Annotated in this window: 16 protein-coding genes; 6 read left to right on the forward strand and 10 right to left on the reverse strand. The window is 72.6% G+C overall.

All coding sequences use genetic code 11. The features are described 5' to 3' along the window. Positions 1-16: 16 nt before the first annotated feature. On the reverse strand, positions 17-523 hold the full coding sequence (locus ACN28F_RS07130; RefSeq protein ID WP_289207268.1) for a hypothetical protein: 507 nt from the start codon (positions 521-523) through the stop codon (positions 17-19). Then, a complete protein-coding gene (locus tag ACN28F_RS07135) occupies positions 520-3,933 on the reverse strand; it encodes a diguanylate cyclase (protein WP_421357276.1) in 3,414 nt (1,137 codons plus the stop codon). Before ACN28F_RS07135 ends, ACN28F_RS07130 begins: the two co-directional genes overlap by 4 nt. Positions 3,934-4,294: 361 nt before the next feature. Between ACN28F_RS07135 and ACN28F_RS07140 the strand changes: the two genes are divergently transcribed. Continuing rightward, on the forward strand, positions 4,295-5,800 hold the full coding sequence (locus ACN28F_RS07140) for a S8 family serine peptidase (RefSeq protein WP_421357277.1): 1,506 nt from the start codon (positions 4,295-4,297) through the stop codon (positions 5,798-5,800). Between the two features lie 13 nt (positions 5,801-5,813). Here the strand turns inward: ACN28F_RS07140 and arfB are convergent, their stop codons facing one another. From arfB to ACN28F_RS07165, 5 genes are all read right to left on the reverse strand, one after another. Continuing rightward, the gene (gene arfB / locus ACN28F_RS07145) at positions 5,814-6,242 is read right to left on the reverse strand and encodes an alternative ribosome rescue aminoacyl-tRNA hydrolase ArfB (RefSeq protein ID WP_282226137.1); all 429 of its coding nucleotides are present in this window, start codon (positions 6,240-6,242) and stop codon (positions 5,814-5,816) included. Positions 6,243-6,326: 84 nt separating this feature from the next. Beyond that, complete coding sequence (locus ACN28F_RS07150; RefSeq protein ID WP_289207271.1) at positions 6,327-7,229, reverse strand: S1C family serine protease; 903 nt, start codon at positions 7,227-7,229, stop codon at positions 6,327-6,329. Between the two features lie 49 nt (positions 7,230-7,278). Further along, complete coding sequence (locus ACN28F_RS07155) at positions 7,279-8,241, reverse strand: VWA domain-containing protein (protein ID WP_421357278.1); 963 nt, start codon at positions 8,239-8,241, stop codon at positions 7,279-7,281. Then, positions 8,238-9,281, reverse strand: coding sequence for a DUF58 domain-containing protein (locus ACN28F_RS07160; protein WP_421357279.1), 1,044 nt, complete (start codon positions 9,279-9,281; stop codon positions 8,238-8,240). Before ACN28F_RS07160 ends, ACN28F_RS07155 begins: the two co-directional genes overlap by 4 nt. 41 nt (positions 9,282-9,322) lie before the next feature. Continuing rightward, complete coding sequence (locus ACN28F_RS07165) at positions 9,323-10,366, reverse strand: AAA family ATPase (protein WP_289207274.1); 1,044 nt, start codon at positions 10,364-10,366, stop codon at positions 9,323-9,325. Positions 10,367-10,600: 234 nt separating this feature from the next. Between ACN28F_RS07165 and ACN28F_RS07170 the strand changes: the two genes are divergently transcribed. After that, entirely contained in the window at positions 10,601-11,530 is a 930-nt protein-coding gene (locus ACN28F_RS07170) for an endonuclease/exonuclease/phosphatase family protein (RefSeq protein ID WP_289211057.1), read from the forward strand. 106 nt (positions 11,531-11,636) lie between these two features. On the opposite strand, the gene cimA is transcribed toward ACN28F_RS07170, so the two are convergent. Next, the gene (cimA, locus tag ACN28F_RS07175; protein WP_421357280.1) at positions 11,637-13,241 is read right to left on the reverse strand and encodes a citramalate synthase; all 1,605 of its coding nucleotides are present in this window, start codon (positions 13,239-13,241) and stop codon (positions 11,637-11,639) included. Positions 13,242-13,621: 380 nt separating this feature from the next. Between cimA and ACN28F_RS07180 the strand changes: the two genes are divergently transcribed. Together ACN28F_RS07180 and ACN28F_RS07185 are read left to right on the forward strand one after the other, a co-directional pair. Beyond that, positions 13,622-14,092: a PRC-barrel domain containing protein gene (locus ACN28F_RS07180; RefSeq protein WP_421357281.1), complete on the forward strand. Its 471-nt coding sequence runs from the start codon at positions 13,622-13,624 to the stop codon at positions 14,090-14,092. A 119-nt stretch (positions 14,093-14,211) separates the two neighbouring features. Next, positions 14,212-14,952, forward strand: coding sequence for a tyrosine-protein phosphatase (locus ACN28F_RS07185; protein WP_289207277.1), 741 nt, complete (start codon positions 14,212-14,214; stop codon positions 14,950-14,952). 75 nt (positions 14,953-15,027) lie between these two features. Here ACN28F_RS07185 and ACN28F_RS07190 read toward each other — a convergent pair whose 3' ends face one another. Continuing rightward, positions 15,028-16,125, reverse strand: a complete 1,098-nt coding sequence (locus ACN28F_RS07190) for a branched-chain amino acid aminotransferase (RefSeq protein ID WP_289207278.1) — start codon at positions 16,123-16,125, stop codon at positions 15,028-15,030. 396 nt (positions 16,126-16,521) lie between these two features. Further along, entirely contained in the window at positions 16,522-17,553 is a 1,032-nt protein-coding gene (locus tag ACN28F_RS07195; RefSeq protein WP_282229636.1) for a 3-isopropylmalate dehydrogenase, read from the reverse strand. A gap of 225 nt (positions 17,554-17,778) precedes the next feature. On the opposite strand from ACN28F_RS07195, the gene ACN28F_RS07200 reads away from it, so the two are divergent. Together ACN28F_RS07200 and ACN28F_RS07205 are read left to right on the forward strand one after the other, a co-directional pair. Further along, complete coding sequence (locus ACN28F_RS07200; RefSeq protein ID WP_289207279.1) at positions 17,779-18,645, forward strand: FAD:protein FMN transferase; 867 nt, start codon at positions 17,779-17,781, stop codon at positions 18,643-18,645. 226 nt (positions 18,646-18,871) lie between these two features. Then, a complete protein-coding gene (locus tag ACN28F_RS07205; protein WP_289207280.1) occupies positions 18,872-19,240 on the forward strand; it encodes a hypothetical protein in 369 nt (122 codons plus the stop codon). Positions 19,241-19,258: the final 18 nt, after the last annotated feature.

Below are 19,258 nucleotides of genomic sequence, written 5' to 3' on the forward strand. Positions count from 1 at the left end.
GCCCGGTCAGGCCCGGTCAGTCGGTCTCGTCGCCGTCGTCACCGGCATCGTCGTCGGTGCCGGGACCGACCCGCAGCAGCGCCTCACGCCGGCACAGCACCGTCACCTGGTACGACACCCCCAGGTTCGACCAGATCTCGCCCCGCAGGTGCAGACAGATCCCGACCCCCGGATCACCCTGCGGATGCTCGAAGAAATCCACCGACGGCTCGGCCAGCGCACCCACCAGCCCCTGGCTCTGCCGGGCGGTCGCCGCGACCTGCAGCAGCCCGGCGGTCACCTGGAACTCCACGTCGTCGAGGGCGTCGACGTCGTACCAGTGGGTGTCCGGCAGAAACAGCTGCGCGTCCACCGTACGGCGGGTGTAGTCGGGGCCGGTCAGTCCGCTGTCGGGTGCCGGGCGATCGCCGAGCCAGGCGGTCCCGGCGTAGTCGGTCCGCAGCCGCGGCGACCCGGTGTGCAGCTCGGTGACGAGGGTGTCGAGACGGGGCTGGGCGGCGAGATGGACGGCGGCTTCGATCACCCTCGGGACCCTAGCACCGACGCCGGATCCCGTGGTCCGTCCGGGGCGCAGTCCAGGGCCTGGTCCACGACCAGGTCCAGTGGGGTGGTCAGACCGGCGTCCCAGGCAGCGGCGAAGCCCGCCTCGCCGCAGCCGACGCGGGCGGCGGCGAGGGTGGCGTCCCGCCGGGCCTGCACCGCGACCGGCGCGACGAGTCCGTGCCGGCGACGCAGCGAGTCGACCGCTGCCAGGATCCGCACCGCCAACCCGGCGTCGTCGTCGACGATCACGTCGGCGACCGTCTCCAACGAGGTGGACAGATCGGCCCGGTCGCCGAGCTCGAACCGGCGTTCCAGGGCCGCGACGAACAACCGCAGCGCGCCGGGGCGGTCGGCGACGGCGAGCCGGCACTGCCCCAACTGGTGCAGTGCGACCGCCTCGCCGAACAGGTCACCCAGCTCACCGGCGAGGTCCAGCGCCTCGCGGGCCACCTCGGCCGCGCCCGCCGGATCCGGGCGGGCCAGCAGGATCTCCGCCCGGCAGGTCAGACCGAGCAGGACCCCCCGGCTGTTGCCGGCCTCCCGCTCCAACGCCAGACACTGGTTGATGTGCCAGTCGGCGTCGGCGACGTCGCCGACCCGCAGGCAGACCTTGGCGAGGTTGCCCAACGCGATCGCCATGCCCGACTTCGCGCCCAGCTCCCGCCAGACCTCCAGCCCGTAGCGGAAATGGTCGCCCGCCTCGGCGTACCGGCCGGCGAGCATCGCCGCCACGCCGAGGATGTTGCGGGCCTGCGCGGTGCCCTCCGCGTCGCCGGCCCGCTCGGTCAACGCGAGACAGTCGGTGCCGAGCCGGGTCGCGGTCGCCGTGTCGTCCTGGGTGGCGGCGAGCACCGCCGCCGGGTAGAGCAGCTGCCGTCGGTACGTCGGCGCCAACCCGGCCGGCGCCGAGAGCACCCGGTCCAGCCACTGGCGACCGTCGCGGATCTGGCTGCCGTTGCGCCAGTAACGCCACAGCCCGAGGCAGAGCCGGGCGGCGATGGCCAGGTCACCGACGTCGAGCGCCACCCCGAGCGCCGCCCGCAGGTTCGGGTAGTCGAGGTCCAGCTCCTCGGCCCAGTGGCGCTGCTGCGCGCCGGCCATCCCGGCCCCGGCCCGGTCGGCCAGCTCGGCACAGTACGCCAGGTGCCGGGACAGCTGTCCGGCCCGTTGCCGGTCGCCGGCCAACTGCCGCGCCCGGGCCTGGATGGTGTTGAGCATCGTGTACCGGCGGGCGCCGCCGCTGCCGGGCACCGCCACCAGCAGACTCTTGCGTACCAGTGCCGCCAGCTCGGTGGCGACCACCTCGGCGGTCGCCACGGCACCGACCACGGCGGCGATCGCGGGCACGCTCGCGGCGCAGGCGAAGACGGCGGTCGCGACGAAGACCTCCTGCTGCACCGGACTCAGCAGCCGGTAGCTCCAGTCGACCGTGCCGTGCAGCGTCTGCTGACGGGCCGGCTGGTCCCGGGGACCGGCACCGAGCGCGTCCAGGTGCGGCCCGAGGCACTCCAGCAGCGCGGCCGGACTCAGCTGGTCGGCCCGGGCCGCGGCCAGCTCGATCGCCAACGGCAACCCGTCCAACCGCCGGCACAGCCCGACCACCGCCGGCAACGACCCGGCGGTCAGGGTGAAATCGGCGTCGGCGGCCCGGGCGAGCCGGTCGAACAGCGCGATCGCCGGATGCGCCGCCACCGCCTCGGCCACCGCGGCGGCGCCCTGCGGCAGCTCGGCCACCGGTGGCACCGGCAGCGGTGCCACCCGGTAGACCTGCTCGCCGTAGACACCCAGCGGCTCCCGGCTGGTGGCCAGCACCCGGACCCGGCCCGCCGCCACCAGCAGTTCGCCCAGCGCCGGGGCGACGGCCAGCACCTGCTCCAGGTTGTCCAGCACCAGCAGCACCTCGACGTCGGCCAGCTGGTCGATCAGCGTGTCCAGGGTCGACACCTCGGACCGGGCCGGCACGTCCAGCGCGGCGGCCAGAGCGGTCAGCACCTCGTCGACGGTGCCGGTGGCGGCCAACGCGACGAAGCAGACCCCGTCGTCGAACCGGGCCGCCACGTCGGCGGCGACCGACAGCGACAACCGGGTCTTGCCGATGCCGCCCGCCCCCACCAGGGTCACCAACCGGCCCTCGGCCAACAGGCCGGCCACCCGGACGACGTCCCGGTCACGGCCCAGCAGCGGGGTCAGCGGAGTGGGCAGCCGCACCCGGCGGTCCACCCGGCCCAGCAGCTGCGGGCTCAGCGTCCAGCCTCCGGTGCCGGAGCCGACCAGTCCGCGACGGGCCCGGACCCGGTCCAGCTCCCGCGCGGCGGCCGCCGGCAGACCGCCGGACTGCCGGGCGAACCAGGACACCAGGGTACGGCTGGGTTCACCACGCAGCATGGTCCGCAGCCAGATCCGCAACGTCGTCGGCGACCACGGCGCCAACTCGATCTGGTCGACCTCGGGCAACTGGGCCACCGTCGAGTCGGCACCGGCCGACGGGTCCGGTCCGAGCGGAGTGGCCGGGGCACCGCCGGGAACCGGCCCGGAACTGCCGCTCGCGGCCTCGGTGCTGCCCCACACCAGCCCGAGCACTGCCGGCAGCAGCCGGGGCCGTGACCAGATCCGCAGCAGCTGCGGCACCCGCCCGGCCGCCGACAGGTCGGCGACCAGCAGCACCTGATCGGCGAGCACCGGCAACGGCAGCGGCGCGGGTTCGGTCGGCACCTCGACCACGGCGAAGCCACGCAGGCCGGCCAGCCGGACGATCTCGGCGAGGAACCGGCTGTGCCCGGCACCGCGCTGGCCGTACACCCGCAGCGCGGCACGCCCGGTCACCTGCAGCCGGGTCAGGAACTCGTGGGTACGGCGCAGCGGTTCGTCGCGTTCCCACAGCCGGGACCCGGCCCGCTCGGTGATCTCCACGTCGTCGGCCACCGCGCTGTCGCGGCCCCGGCCCTTCGCCAGGTAGTTCCGCTGATCGGCCCGGTCCAGCAGAAGTTCCGGGGTGTCACCGTCGTGCGGCGCGCTCGACACGCCGAGGCTGACCGTCAGGTGCAGCGGCGGGTCGCCGGGGAACTCCGTGGCCCGGATCCGCTCGGTCAGCCGCAGCGCGAGCCGGACCGCCTCGGCACGGTCGGTCTCCGGCAGCACCACGACGAACTCGTCCCCGCCGTAGCGGAACAACGTGTCCTGTGGTCGGCACAGTGCGCGGACCCGGTCGGCCAACTGCCGCAGCACCCGGTCGCCCCGAAGGTGTCCGTAGACGTCGTTGACGGTCTTGAAAAAATCGACGTCGAACAGAAACAGGGCACAGGGCCGACCCGGTCGGTTCAGTTGCCGACGCAGGTACGGTTCCAGGGCTGCGCGCGGCCGGGCACCCGTGACCGGATCGGTCGCCGCCACGTCGTACCTCTCACCGTTTCCGTCGTCGGGTCAGCGGGCCGGTCACCGTCGCGGCCGCATGTGTCGGCGTGGTTACCGGTCCTGCACCTGGGTGGCCAAGAGAATCGATGCTAACCGTCGACAACCGGGCGCGGAGTCAACCGGGCCGACGCACGTCCTGCACGATAGGAGGATGTTCGTTCCCGGCCGGGCGGTTTCTGCTACGTAACACGTCCATCGTGGTGTTTCACAACGTCGCACCCGGACACCCCGTTACCAACCCAGGATCTGTTCAATCGTCAGGAGGATCGCGCCGGTGCGAACGAAGAGTGCGTTGTGGCGACCGAATCGCCGTCGAATCCGTGCCGTTGCACTGTCGACTGTGCTGGCGCTGACGGCCAGCGCGGTCGTCGGCGCCGGGGCCCCGTCGGCGCCGTCCCCGACGGGCCCCGGCGCCGACGCGCCGTCGACCCGCGTACCGGGGGGTGGGTTCGCCAGCCTGTGGAACGGCACCGCCGGGGTAACCCCGGGCACCTCGCTGGCCGACATCCGTACCATCGTGGGGGCTGACACCTCGACCACGACGGCGCTGGACGGCACCGGCATCGGGATCGCGATGATCGACACCGGGGTGGTCCCGGTCGCCGGCCTGCCGGCGGGCCGCCTGGTCAACGGGCCCGACCTGTCGTTCGAATCGCAGGCGACGAACCTGCGCTGGCACGACACGTACGGCCACGGCACCCACCTGGCCGGGATCCTGATCGGCGACGACCCGACCACCGGTGCCCGGGGCCTGGCCCCGAAGGCGAAACTGACCTCGGTCAAGGTCGGCACCGCGAACGGGGCCGTCGACGTGTCGCAGATCATCGCCGCCGTCGACTGGGTGGTGGCGCACCGCGACCACGACCCGACCCACCCGATCCGGGTGCTGAACCTCGCCTACGGCAGCGCCGGCAACCCGGCGTTCTGGACCGACCCGCTGCACTTCGCCGTCGAGAAGGCCTGGCAGGCCGGGATCGTGGTGGTGGCGGCCGCCGGCAACGACGGCACCGGGTTCGGCCGGTTGGACAACCCGGCGAGCAACCCGTACGTCATCGCCGTCGGTGCCAGCCTCACCAAGGGCACGTTGAGCACCACCGACGACGAACTCGCGCCGTTCACCAACCTCGCCAACTCCGGCAAGCAGGTCGACCTGCTCGCCCCGGGACAGTCGGTGCTGTCGCTGCGCAACCCGGGGTCGAACGTGGACAACCTGTTCCCGGGGGCGCGGGTCGGCACCACCCTGTTCCGGGGCACCGGCACCTCCCAGGCCGTGGCGGTGACCGCCGCGACCGCCGCACTGCTGTTGCAGGCCAAGCCGTGGCTGACCCCGGACCAGGTCAAGCAGCTGCTGGTGGGCAGCACCACGTTCCTGCCCACCGGGGTCGGCGCCAACCTGGGGCTCGGCTCGATCAACCTGCACGCCGCGCTCACCTACCAGCCGGCGTGGCAGCCGCAGCAGTGGACCCCGTCCAACGGCACCGGGCCGATCGACGCCTCCCGGGGTACCAGCCGGGTGGTCCGCAACGGGGTGGCGCTGCAGGGTGAGCAGAGCATCTTCGGCCCGTTCACCAGCGCGACCTGGGCCGGGCAGGCAGCGGCCGGCACCGCCTGGAACGGTGGGGTGTGGCTGGGTCACCGAATGGCCGCCGACGGCTGGACCGGCAGCTCGTGGGCGAGCCGGACGTGGGGCGGCGCCACCTGGACGTCGCCGTCCTGGGACGGCTCGCCGTCCTGGGCCGACCCGGGCTGGTCCAGCCACTTCTGGTCGACCGGGGCGTGGGCACCGGGCGACTGGGGTTCGCACTTCTGGTCCACCGACCACTGGGCCAGCGCCTGCTGGTGCTGAACCGGCCGTACGGTCAGTCGAGATCGCCGCGGCGCAGTCGCTTCGTCTGCGCCCGGCGCTTCTTGTCGGTGATCCGCCGCTCCTTCGCCGCCCGCGACGGCCGGGTCGGCCGGCGCGGCGGCGCCGGTGGCGCGATCGCCTCCCGCAGCAGCGCGGCGAGCCGTTCCCGGGCCGCCGCCCGGTTGGCCAACTGGGTCCGGTGCTCGCTGGCGGCGATCGTCAGCACCCCGCCGACCAGCCGGCCGGCCAACCGCTGCAGGGCCCGGTCCCGCAGCCACCCGGGCAACGCCGCCGAGGCGGCGACGTCGAACGACAACTCGACCCGCGAATCGGCCGTGTTGACCCCCTGACCCCCGGGCCCGGACGAACGGGAGAACCGCTCGGTGAGCTCCCCCGCCGGGATCACCACCGAGTCGTCGACCCGTACGTCGCCTACCGCCACACCCACGACACTACCGACGCCGGGCCACGGTCCGCACTCAGCCGCCGCTGCGCACTCAGCCGCCAGGCCACGCGGTCCGCACTCTCAGCCGCCGCGCCGGATGATCGCGTCCGCGGTCTGCTCGGCCCGCTGGATCGGGATGGCGAAGCCGATACCGATCGAGCCGGCACCCTCCAGGGTGGCGATCGCGGTGTTCACCCCGATCACCTCCCCGTCGGCGTTGACCAGCGGACCGCCCGAGTTGCCCGGGTTGATGGAGGCGTCGGTCTGTACGGCGGTCTGCCGACCACCGTTGCCGAGCATCACCTCACGGTCGAGGGCGCTGACGATCCCGGCGGTCACCGTGCCGGACAGCCCCAGCGGCGAACCGACCGCCAGCACCGCCTCTCCGACCTCGGTGGAGTTCGGCTCGGCGAGCGCCAACGGCCGCAACCCGGCCGACGCCGGAACCCGCAGCACCGCGATGTCGCTGCCCGGGTCCCGGCCGACCACCTCGGCGGGAATCCGTCGGCCGTCCTGGGCGACGACGCTCACCTGGTGACCGTTCAACGGCGTACCAGGTGGACTGTCGCCATCCAGGATGTGGTCGTTGGTGATGATGTGGTGCTGGTCGTCGATGGCGAAGCCGGACCCACCGGACACCATCGTCCCCCGGTTGACCTGCACCGACACCACGCCCGGCAACGCCTGCGCCGCCGCCGCGACCAGGTCCGCCGGCAGCCCCACCGACGACGACGGCGACGGTGACGGCAGCGCCGTCAACCGCGCCGGGCCACCGTCCCAACCGGACACGACCGCTCCGGCGAGCCCACCGGAGGCCGCCGAGACCGCCAGCACCGCGGCGACGGCCAGCAGCCGGCGCCGCCAGCCGCGCGGCGACTCCGGCGCGGGCGGGGCGGCGAATCCATCCGGCCCCGCCCAGCGGCCGGCCTCCGGCGAGATGAACCAGGGCCCCCGGGGCTCGCCCAGTCCGGTGGGAACAGTCATTGCGTCCTCCTCACAGGGGTCGGTACGCCGGACGTGTGGAACGCGGCCGTCACGGCAGCCGGGAGAACCACAGCATCGACGTCCCGGCCGCGGCCAGGGCAAGGATCAGGCCGAAGCCGATGAACCGGGCCGACACGTCGGTCGGCTCCAGCCGGTAGCCGACCGAGGTGCCGATGTCGGCGTACACGTCGTTGAGCTGCTTGCTGCTGGCCGCCTCGTGGTACGCCCCGCCGGTCAGCTCGGCGACCGCCTTGAGGTTCTCGCCGTCCACCGGCACCCGCAGCGGCCGGCCACCGCCGTAGTCGATGTAGCCGGCGTCGGTGCCGACCGAGATGGTGTCGATCGGGATCCCGGCCTCGACCGCCTCGGCGGCTGCCGACTCCGGCGACCGGCCCGAGGTGTTCGCGCCGTCCGACAGCAGCACGATGCGCGCCGGTGGCGTCTCCTGGGCCGCCTGCGCGTCCAGCGACCGGATCGCCTCCAGCGAGGTCTTGATCGCCTCACCGATCGCGGTGCCCTGCGCGCCGGTGATCCCCTCGGTCAACCGGTCGATGCCGGCACCGAGCGCCTCCCGGTCGGTCCCCGGGCCGACCAGCACCGAGGCGTTGCCGGCGAAGGCCACCAACCCGACGTTGAACTGCCGGGGCAACGAGTCGACGAACTCGTGGGCGGAACGCTTCGCGGCGGTCAGCCGGTCCGGTCGTACGTCGTTGGCGAGCATCGAGGTGGAGACGTCCACCGCCACCATCACCGTGGCCCGCTCCCGGGGTACCCGGACCTCGTCCATCGGCCGGGCGAACCCGACCACCAGCAGCGCCAGCATCGCCAGGAACAGACCGGCCGGCAGGTGCCGCCGCCACGCCGGGCGGGCCGGCGCCACCCGGTCGAGCAGCCGCAGGTTGGTGAACCGGACCGCGTACCGGCTGGCCCGCCGCTGCCGCCACAGGTAGCCGGCGGCCAGGGCGGCCACCGCGACCAGGAACCACAGCCGCTCCGGGGACTGCCAACTCATCGCCACGTTCCTTCCCGTACGCCGGCCGTCGGGGCCGGGGCGCAGGCGGCCAACTGCCGCTGCCGGTGTACGTGCCGCACGATGTCCGCCACCCAGTCCCGGTCGGTCCGCAGCCGCAGATGCGCCGCCTGGGCCCGGCGGATCGCCCGGGCCACCTGGTCGCGTTGTCCGGCGGCGGCCTCGGCGTACCGGCGCCGCAGGTCGGCGCTGGCGGTGCTGATCTCACGCCGCCGCCCGGTCTCCGGGTCCTGCACGGTGATCACCCCGACGTCGGGCAGGTCGAGTTCCCGTGGGTCGGTGATGTCCACCGCGAGGACCTGGTGCACGCTGGCCAGCCGGCGGAGCGCCGGTTCCCAGTCGGGCCGCCCGGCCGGATCGTCCGGCAGCCCGTCGAGGAAGTCGGAGACGACCACCGCCAGACCGCGTCGGGTCGCGGACCGGCGGAGCCCGTCGATGCCGTCGGCCAGCGACGGCGCGGCCGATGTCGACGCGGCCGGCGGACGGCCCGGCTGTAGGCGGCCCGGCTGTAGGCGGCCCGGCTGCGGGCGGGCCTCGCCCCGGGGGGCGGCGAGCAGTGCCCGCAGCAGACAGAGCAGGTGGTCACGGCCGGAGCCGGTCGGGAACCGCCGGGTCCCGTCGACACCCAGCAGATGCGCGCCGAGCACGTTGCCGGTGCCGGCCGTCAGGAACCCGACGGCGGCGACGGCGGCGACGGCCAACTCCCGCTTCTCCAGTTCGGCGGTGCCGAAGTCCATGCTGGGCGAGCCGTCGATCAGCACCCAGGTGGTCAGTTCCCGGTCGGCATCGACCTCACGCACGTGCGGCACCGTGGTCCGGGCGGTGACCGCCCAGTCCATCCGGCGGACCTCGTCCTCACCCGGCCGGTACTCCCGGCTGCCGGCCAGTTCGCTGCCGCCGCCGGGCAGCAGCCCGAGATGCTGCCCGTGCAGCAGGCCGTCCAGCCGACGGGTCACGGTCAGTTCCAGTCGGCGTAGCGTCTGCGGCGGGGTCAGCTCCGGCAGCGTCGCCGGTCCGGTCACGCCCCGACCGGGTACGCCACGACCAGTCACGCCACCGCCGGTCACGCCACCGCCGCCAGTCCGGGCCGTTGGTCGTGTGCCGGGGCGATCTGCGGCGGCGGCACCACCTGCACCAGCCGCCGCACGATCGACTCGGCGTCGACCCCGTCGGCGACCGCGTCGAAGGAGAGCACCAGCCGGTGGGCGATCACGTCCACCGCGAGTTCCCGGACGTCCTCGGGCAGCACGTAGTCGCGGCCCCGCAGCAACGCCAGGCCGCGTGCGGCGGCGACCAGGCCGAGGGTCGCGCGCGGACTGGCACCGTACGCCAGCAGCCCGGACAGCTCCGGCAGGCCGAACAGCTGCGGTCGACGGGTGGCCAGCACCAGCCGCACGATGTACTCGGCCAGGGCGTGGTGGACGAACACGTCCCGGGCCTGCTGCTGCATCGCGCTGAGCTGGCCGACGTCGAGCACCTGCCGTGACTGCGGCCGGTCGACCCCCATCCGGTAGAGGATGCCCAGCTCTTCCTCATCGGTCGGGTAGTCGACGACGACCTTCATCAGGAACCGGTCGCGTTGTGCCTCCGGCAACTGGTAGACGCCCTCGGACTCGATCGGATTCTGGGTGGCCAGCACCAGGAACGGATCCGGCACCGGGTAGCTGCGGCCGCCGATGGAGACCTGTCGCTCGGCCATCGCCTCCAGCAACGCCGACTGCACCTTCGCCGGAGCCCGGTTGATCTCGTCGGCGAGCACCAGGTTGGCCATCACCGGACCGAGTTCGACGTCGAACGACTCGGTCGACGCCCGGTAGATCCGGGTACCGACGATGTCCGACGGCACCAGGTCCGGGGTGAACTGGATCCGGGAGAAGCTGCCGCCGACGGCGACGGCGAGCGTCTGCGCGGCGAGGGTCTTCGCGATCCCGGGTACGCCCTCCAACAGGCAGTGGCCGTTGGCGAGCAGCGCGGTGAGCAGCCGTTCGACCAACCGGTCCTGCCCGACGATGACCCGTTTGACCTCGAACAGTGCCTGTTCCAGGGCTCCGGCGGCAGAGTCGGCACCCGTTGCTGGTTGCGTGCTGAGCTGTGGCTCGGTCGTCATCGGCACCGTCCTCGACGCTGGTCACCAATCGCCGTCCGGCCCGCCCCAACGGATGCGGCGTGCCCGGCGTCCGCCGGGGGTTGCCCTGGATCGGCGCGGTCTAACGCCGGGACGCGTCGCCGACCGGGTGATTGCCGGCGGACGCCGGGCACCGGATACCGTGCCGGCGTGCAGACACGAACCGACGACGCCCCGGCCGCAGCGCAGCGGGGTGCACCACGGCGACACGGGTGGCTGGTGTGGGCGCTGGTGCTGCCGGCGGCGGGGTGGGCGGTGCTTCGGTTGGCCGGGTGGGAATTCGGGCCGCTGGTGCAACTGCTCGCATTCACCCCGTACGTCGCCGGATGGGCGGTGCTGCCGTTGGCCGTGACGGCGCTGACCCGGCGGTGGTGGGCGGCGGCCGTGGCGGGGCTCGTCGTACTGGCGTTGGCTGCTGCGGTACTGCCCCGGGCGGTGCCCGACAGGGTCACGCCACCCGCCGACGGCACCCCGGTCCGGGTCGCGACGGCAAACCTGTTGGCCGGTGCGGCGGACCTGTCGGTGCTGCTGGAGCTGCTGCGTCAGGAGCGGGTGGACGTGCTCGCGGTGCAGGAGTTCACCCCGGCTGCCGAGGCCGAACTGGACCGGCTCGGCGTCGCCGAACTGCTGCCGTACCGCCGCTCCGACGCCGAGATCGGCACGACCGGTTCGGCCGTGTACTCCCGCTGGCCGATCGTCGACACGGGGGTACGGCGCAACGAGGGTAGCTTCGCCCAGTCCTACGGCACGGTCCGCCCGCCGGCCGGCGGGCCGGTGCTGGTCGAGTCGGCGCATCCGATGGCGCCGTTCGCGTTGCGGACCATCCCGCTGTGGCGGGCCGACCTGGCCGCGCAGCCGCACCCGGATCCGCAGGGCCCACCGCGAGTGCTGGCCGGTGACTTCAACTCGACGCTGGACCACGCGGCGCTACGCCGGTTGATCGCCACCGGCTACGTCGACGCGGCCGCCGCCACCGGCGAGGGGCTGGTCGGCACCTGGCCGTACGACGGGGCGCCGATCCCGCCGGTGACCCTGGACCGGGTGCTGGTGGACCAGCGGATCACGGTGGAGTCGGTGGCGGTGCACGGCGTGCCGGGCAGCGACCACCGGATGGTCGTCGCCGCACTGGTGCTGCCGGCACCCTGACCGGCGGTACGGCGGTACGGCGGTACGGCGGTACGGCGGTACGGCGGTACGGCGTGGGCGGTACGGGCCGCACAGCCCACGCCGTGCGGCCGTACCGCTGAATGCTCTAGACGCCGGCGGACGCGGCGCTGCGGGCCAGTCCGTAGGTCAGCGCGTCGACCAGGGCGTGCCAGCTGGCTTCAACGACGTTCTCGTGCACCCCGACGGTGGTCCAGTCCCGGGCGTTGCCGTCGACCGTCTCCACCAGCACCCGGGTGATCGCCCCGGTGCCCTGGCTGCCTTCGAGGATCCGCACCTTGTAGTCGGCGAGCCGGAAGTCGGCCAGATCCGGGTAGTGCCTGCGCAGCGCCACCCGCAGCGCCTCGTCGAGGGCGTTGACCGGGCCGTTGCCCTCGGCGGTGGCGATCACCCGCTCGCCGCGTACCCGGACCTTGACGGTGGCCTCGGAGACGACCGCGCCGTCCTCGCGGTGCTCGACCAGCACCCGGTAGGACTCCAGGGTGAACGGTCGGGCGGTGACCGTGCCGCTGTCGGCGGCGAGTTCGGCGCGGACCAGCAGTTCGAAGGAGGCATCGGCGGCTTCGAACGACCAGCCGCCGGCCTCCAGTTCCTTGACCCGCTTGGTGACCCGCGACAGGGCGTCCGGATGGCCGGCCAGGTCCACACCGAGCTCACGACTCTTCAGCTCGATGCTGGCCCGGCCGGCCATCTCGGTCACCAGGATCCGCATGTCGTTGCCGACAACCGACGGGTCGACGTGGTTGTACATCAGCGGATCCACTTTGATCGCACTCGCGTGCAACCCCGCCTTGTGAGCGAAGGCGGCGGCCCCGACGTAGGCCTGGTGGGTGTCGGGGGCGATGTTGGCGATCTCGGCGATGGCGTGCGAGACACGCACCATCTGTCCCAGGCAGCCGTCCGGTAGGACCGGCAGCCCGAGCTTGAGTTGCAGGTTGGCGACGACGGCGAACAGGTCGGCGTTGCCGGGCCGTTCGCCGTAGCCGTTGGCGGTGCCCTGGAAGTGGCGGACCCCGGCTTCGACGGCGGCGATGGTGTTGGCCACCGCGCAGGAGGTGTCGTTCTGGCAGTGGATGCCGAGCCGGTCGGTGCCCAGCCCGGTGCGCGCCACCAGGTCGGCGATGGCGGCACCGATCTGCGACGGCAGCATGCCGCCGTTGGTGTCGCACATGACGACGACCTCGGCGCCGGCCTCGGCGGCGGTGGCGACCACCGACGCGGTGTACGCCGGGTCGTGGCGGAAGCCGTCGAAGAAGTGTTCGCAGTCGAGGAAGACCCGCCGGCCCTCGGCGACGAAGTGGGCGACCGTGTCGGCGACCATCGCCAGGTTCTCGGCGGCGGTGGTCCGCAGCGCCCGCTCGACGTGGCGGATGTCGGACTTGGCGACCAGGCAGACCGCCGGGGTCTCGGCGTCGAGCAGGGCCCGGACCTGCGGATCGTCGGCGACCCGGACACCGGCCTTGCGGGTGGCGCCGAACGCGACCAGGACGGCGTGCCGCAGGTCGAGTTCGGTACGCGCTCTGCGGAATAACTCGGTGTCCTTCGGCATGGCCCCGGGCCAACCGCCCTCGATGAATCCCACGCCGAAGTCGTCGAGCAGTCGCGCGACCGCGAGTTTGTCGACCACGGAGTAGCTGATGCCTTCGCGCTGCGCACCGTCACGCAGAGTCGTGTCGTAGACCTGGAAAGTCATCCTGGTTCCTTTCACCGGGTGTCCCGCGCCGCCGCGTCCGCGCCGGGTCCGCCCCTGCCCGCTGATCGGCCTGCCTCGTACGGCCAACAAAAAGACCCCCCGCGGATGCGAGAGGTCTGCGCGCTCGGCGGAGGGTTGCCGGCGCGCTAGGTGCCAATAATGAGTACGAGGCGAGTCACGTACGGTACTTTGCCACCGAAGGCGGCCGGGTCGGTAGTCGAATCCACATCGCGGGACAGTTGGTCGGTCGGTCCGATGCCCCCACCCCGGGACCAGTGAGTGAACGGCATCTATCACCTTCAGGTGTGCGGATCGACCGGCGCGGGTATGTCGAGTCGGACAGCGCAGGCACATTCACGTCAGCGAAGGAGTGAGGTCCGATGAACACGCTCGATCCGCGCCATTCGGCGCAGACTCCGACTCCGCCGCCGAACGGCGGTCAGGGTGCCGTCGTCGGCGGCGCTCCGGCCGGGGCGTTCGACCCGTGGCGCTACCGCGACGACGTCGGTGTCGAGGGCGCCAACCTGGCCGGCTACAAGGTCGAGGCGACCGACGGCGGCATCGGCAAGATCGACTCTGCCAGTGACGAGACCGACAGCAGCTACCTGATCGTCGACACCGGTCCGTGGATCTTCGGCAAGAAGGTGATGCTGCCCGCCGGGGTGGTCGACCACGTCGACCACGACGCGGAGAAGGTCTACGTCGACCGCAGCAAGGACCAGATCAAGGACTCCCCCGAGTACGACGAGACCACCGGGACGGATCCGGCGTACCGCGACACCCTCGGCGGCTACTACGGCGGCACGTACGGTGCCCCGGTCCCGCCGATCGCACCCGGCCGGATCATCTGACCCCGGTCCCTCGGCACACCCGGCACCGGGACCACCGCAGCGCCGCCGACGCGTCGTGTCCACGTCGCGTCGGCGGCGCTGGCCTTTCCGATCGGCGGGTGCCGCCCTACCGTGGAGGCATGACGACCGCTGCGCTGCGTACCCTGGCCTTCGCGACAATGTTCAACTTCCGCGACATCGGCGGCTACGAAGGACTCGACGGCCGGACCGTCCGCTGGCAGCGCATCTACCGGGCGGACTCGCCGCACCGGCTCAGCGGCGACGACGAGCCGATGTTCGCGGCGCTGGGCGTGCGTACGGTGATCGACCTGCGTCGCCCCCACGAGATCGACGCCTTCGGTCGGATCCGGCCGGCCGACGGGCTGGACTACCGCCACGTCCACCTGGTGCACCAGGACTGGGACGAGATCCCGTACCAGCCGGAGCAGGGCCCGGCCCGCTACCTCGCCGACCGCTACCACGATCTCACCGAGCAGGCCGCCGACGGGATCGTCACGGCGATGTCGCTGCTGGCCGAGGCGCAGACCGCCCCGGCGGTGGTGCACTGCATGGCCGGCAAGGACCGCACCGGGCTGATCTGCGCGATGACGTTGTCGCTGCTCGGCGTGCCCGACCCGGTGATCGCCGAGGACTACGAGTTGAGCACGACCGGCAGTGCGCAGTTGCTCGCCTGGCTGCGGACCCAGCGGGGCAACGAGCATCTGGTGCCCGAGCCGTTCTTCTGCTGCCCGGCCGAGGCGATGCAGATGTTTCTGACCGAGCTGAGCCAGCGGCACGGTTCGGTCGAGGGTTACCTGCGCGGCGCCGGCCTGCCCGCCGACCGGATCGAGGCGCTGCGCGCACATCTGCTGACCGACTGACCTGCGACGGCCGGACCGGGTGCGGCAGCGGGAAGATCCGCCACCACCCCGGCCCGGCGTTGTCGCCGTACCGGGTCAGAGCACCCGGTGCACCCAGCCGTCCGGGTCGGCGGCGCGACCCCGCTGCAGGTCCACCAGGGTCTGCCGCAGCGAGCTGGTCACCTCCCCCGATCCACCGTCGGCGACGACGAACTCGCCGTCGGCCGACCGGACCCGGCCGATCGGGGTGATCACCGCGGCGGTGCCGCAGGCGAACGCCTCGCGCAGCCGGCCGCTGGCCGCGTCGGCCCGCCACTGCTCCAGGCTGACCGGCTGCTCGACGACCTGGTGGCCGGCGCGCCGCGCCAGGGTGATGACCGATTCGCGGGTGATGCCCGGCAGGATCGCCCCGGTCAGCGGCGGGGTGACCACCGAGCCGTCGTCGTAGACGAAGAAGACGTTCATCCCGCCGAGCTCGTCGACGTAGCGGCGCTCCACCGCGTCGAGGAAGACCACCTGGTCGCAGCCGTGCTCGATCGCCTCGGCCTGCGCCACCAGGGACGCCGCGTAGTTGCCACCGCACTTGGCCGCGCCGGTGCCGCCCGGAGCGGCCCGGGTGTAGAGCGACGAGGCCCAGACCGTCACCGGCTTGACGCCGCCAGAGAAGTAGGAGCCGACCGGCGAGGCGATCACCGCGTAGAGGTACTCGCGGGCCGGCCGCACGCCGAGGAACACCTCACTGGCGAACATGAACGGACGCAGGTAGAGGCTGCCCTCCTCGCCCTGCGGAATCCACTCACGATCGGCGGTGACCAGGTGCCGCAACGAATCGAGGAAGACCGTCTCCGGCAGAGCGGGCATGGCCATCCGGGCCGCCGAGGCGACGAACCGGGCCGCGTTGGCGTCGGGACGGAACAACGTCACCCCACCGTCGGCGGCCTGGTAGGCCTTGAGGCCTTCGAAGATCTCCTGTGCGTAGTGCAGGACGGCGGTCGCCGGATCCATCGGGATCGGGGCACGCGGCTCGACGCGGGCGTCGTACCAGCCTTTGCCCTCCGCGTACCGGACGGTGACCATGTGGTCGGTGAAGATCTGCCCGAATCCGGGGTTGGCCAGCAGCGCGGAGCGTTCAGCGGCGGCTACCGGGTGCGGATTCGGACGAATCTCGAAATCGAGTTTGTCACCGCCGATCATCGGGCTGACCTCCATGGCGAGAAAACGACGAAGCTGTGTGTCATGCAACTTACCCCGAACGTTCGTTCAGCGGGAACCGGCGCGACGGCCGGCGATGCCGCCACCTGACGATTGGCCGTCGGCATGGCCGTCGACGGCCACGGTACGTCGGCACGCCAACCGGTACGGGACACCCGGACCGGTCCACGCGGCGGCGCGGGGGTCGACGGTGCCGTACCGGACGGCTCACCGAACTGACGGGCGCGGACCCGGGCCGCCGACGCGCATGGCATGGGCGGGCGCCGGGTCGGCGCGGCCGGTGCGCGGTGCGGCACCGGTACGCGGGTCGACCGGCGGTACGCGGGTCGACCGGCGGTACGCGGGTCGACCGGCGGTACGCGGGTCGACCGGCTGGACTCAGCCCGCCGCGTGGGCGGCGAGCCGGTCACCGATCTCGGCGGTACGCAGCGCGGCTCCCGGCGTACGGGAGGCCAGCTCGGCCGCGACCGCCCGGGTTACTCGCTCGGCCTGCTCGGGGTGACCGAGGTGGTCGAGCAGCAGGGACGCGGACAGTACGGCGGCGACCGGGTCCGCGACGCCCTTGCCGGCGATGTCCGGCGCGGAGCCGTGCACCGGTTCGAACATCGACGGGAACTGCCGCTGCGGGTTGATGCAGCCGCTGGCGGCCAGGCCGATGCCGCCGGTGACCGCGGCGGCGATGTCGGTGAGGATGTCGCCGAACAGGTTGTCGGTGACCACCACGTCGTAGCGCTGCGGCTGGGTGACCATGAACATGGCCGCCGCGTCGACGTGCTGGTACTCGGTCTCGATGTCCGGGAACTCGGCTTTGACGTCGGCGAACGCGCGGGCCCACAGCGAGCCGGCGTGCGTCAGCACGTTGGTCTTGTGCACCAGGGTGACCTTGCGACGTTCGCGGCGCGCGGCGCGGGCGAAGGCGTCCCGGATGACCCGCTCGACGCCGTGGCGGGTGTTGAGGCTCTCCTCGGTGGCAACCTCGGCCGGGGTGTCGCGGTGCATGGTGCCGCCGGCTCCGGTGTAGAGCCCTTCGGTGCCTTCGCGGACCACCACGAAGTCGATCTCACCGGGCTTGACGCCGCCGAGCGGGCTGGTCGTGCCGGGCCAGAGTCGCGACGGCCGCAGGTTGACGTACTGGTCGAAGGCGAACCGCAGTTTGAGCAGCAGGCCGCGCTCCAGCACACCCGGCGGCACGGTGGGGTCGCCGACCGCGCCGAGCAGGATGGCGTCGTGCTCGGCCAACTCGGCCAGGACCGAGTCGGGCAGCACCTCGCCGGTCCGGTGGTAGCGGGCCGCGCCAAGGTCGTACTCGGTGGCCTCGACGCCGGGCAGCACCGCGTCGATGACCTTGCGGGCCTGCGCGGTCACCTCGGACCCGATGCCGTCGCCGGCCACGACCGCGATCCGCGCCATCGCCACGTCCACTCCTTCGTCGCAGAACCATCGAACGCCTAGCGAACGTTAAGCGATCATCCCGCGAAACGGTACGCGAGTCCCATGATTCGGACACTTGCCGATCTGCCGGGCAGCTGGTCGCGCACAGCTACCACACAGCCGGGCCCAACACTTTACCCATGCCGGACGGCTACTGTAGGTGAAGACCGGCACCGGGCGCCGGTGTGAAGGAGAACGCCGACGATGCTGGCACGACGCGCGGCCCAGCCGGAGCCCCCAGACCTGCGGATCGGCACGGCCGCCGCCGCACCGCCCGGCGACGGGCACTCCCCCGGCCTGCTGGTGGCCCGGCACACCGTCACCACCTCGACCGCCGAGTTCCGGTTCGTCCTGGTCGCCGATGAGCGGATCGGCCGACGTGGACTGAGCGAGGCGATCGCCGACGCGGTGGCCGAACTGCGGGCGGTCGACGTCACCTACAGTCCACTGCGACCCAACAGCCTGGTCTCCCTGCTGCGCCGGGGCGAAGTGGCCCCCGAGATCTACCCGCCACTGGCAGACATCGTGGACCGGTGCCTGGCGATGCGGGTCGCCACCGAGGGCTGGTTCGATCCGTGGGCGGTCCCCGGCGGGTTCGACCCGGCCGGGATGATCAAGGGCTGGGCGGTCGAACGCGCCGCCAGCCGGTTGCGCGCGGCCGGAATCAGTGACTACGCCGTGGTCAGCGGCGGCGACCTGACGGTACGTGGACACGCGCCACACGGTGGGCCGTGGCGGATCGCCCTGTTCTCGCCCGCCGCCCCGGGCACCGCAGACCGACCACCGACGGTGGTGACCATGGTGGACGGCGCCATCGGCACCTGTGGACTGACCAGCCGCCACAGCCCGGTGATCGACCCGCACCGCGGCACCGTGGTACGGCGGGAATCAGCGGCGACGGTGATCGGCCCCGACCTCGCGGTGGCCGACGGCTACGCGACGGCGCTGTTCGCCGCCGGCCCGGCCGGTCTGCACTGGTTTCCCACCGTCGACGGCTACCAGATGCTGACCGGCGGTCCGACGACGGCCCGGTCAGCCCCCGTGGTCTCGGCAAGTGACCACGGGAGCTGACCGGCGACACGCGCGCTCGGCCCGCGCACCGGGGTGCCGTCGGCGGGGGCCGACGGCGCGATCGGACGTCACCCGAAGACGTGACCGCACCACGACTTCCCCAGCGACCGCATCGACACGTTATCGATTACCCACAACCGGACGCAAGGACCCAAATTCGCCATCCGGGCCGGTCGACCACCCCACTGGTTGGAATCCTCGGCCGGGTGGATGGCACGCTGTGCGCGTGACATTCGATCTAGTCGTATGGGCGTTGGACGATCAGTCCACTTCGGCGGACGTACACGCCGCGCACGAACTGTGCCGGCAGGGCGAGCATGCCGATGGCGACACCGACCGCCGGATCACGTCGTTCCACGCCGCGTTGACCGCCGACTACCCGGACCGGGGTGCCGCCGCCACCGGCGAGGAGTGCCCGTGGGCAAAGGTCCCACTACACACCGCAACGGATCACATCGAGATGAATCTCCGCGACACCTGCGACGACGCGGTCCTGCTGGCCATCGAACGGCTGGCCCAGGAGCACGACCTGCTGCTGCTCGATCCGCAGGACGGCTCGGTCTACCCGCCGACGACCAGCGCGCCGACCCGCTGAGCCGACGGCGGTTCGGGG

The organism is Solwaraspora sp. WMMA2101 (genome assembly GCF_049179175.1).
Classification (GTDB): Bacteria; Actinomycetota; Actinomycetes; order Mycobacteriales; family Micromonosporaceae; genus Micromonospora_E.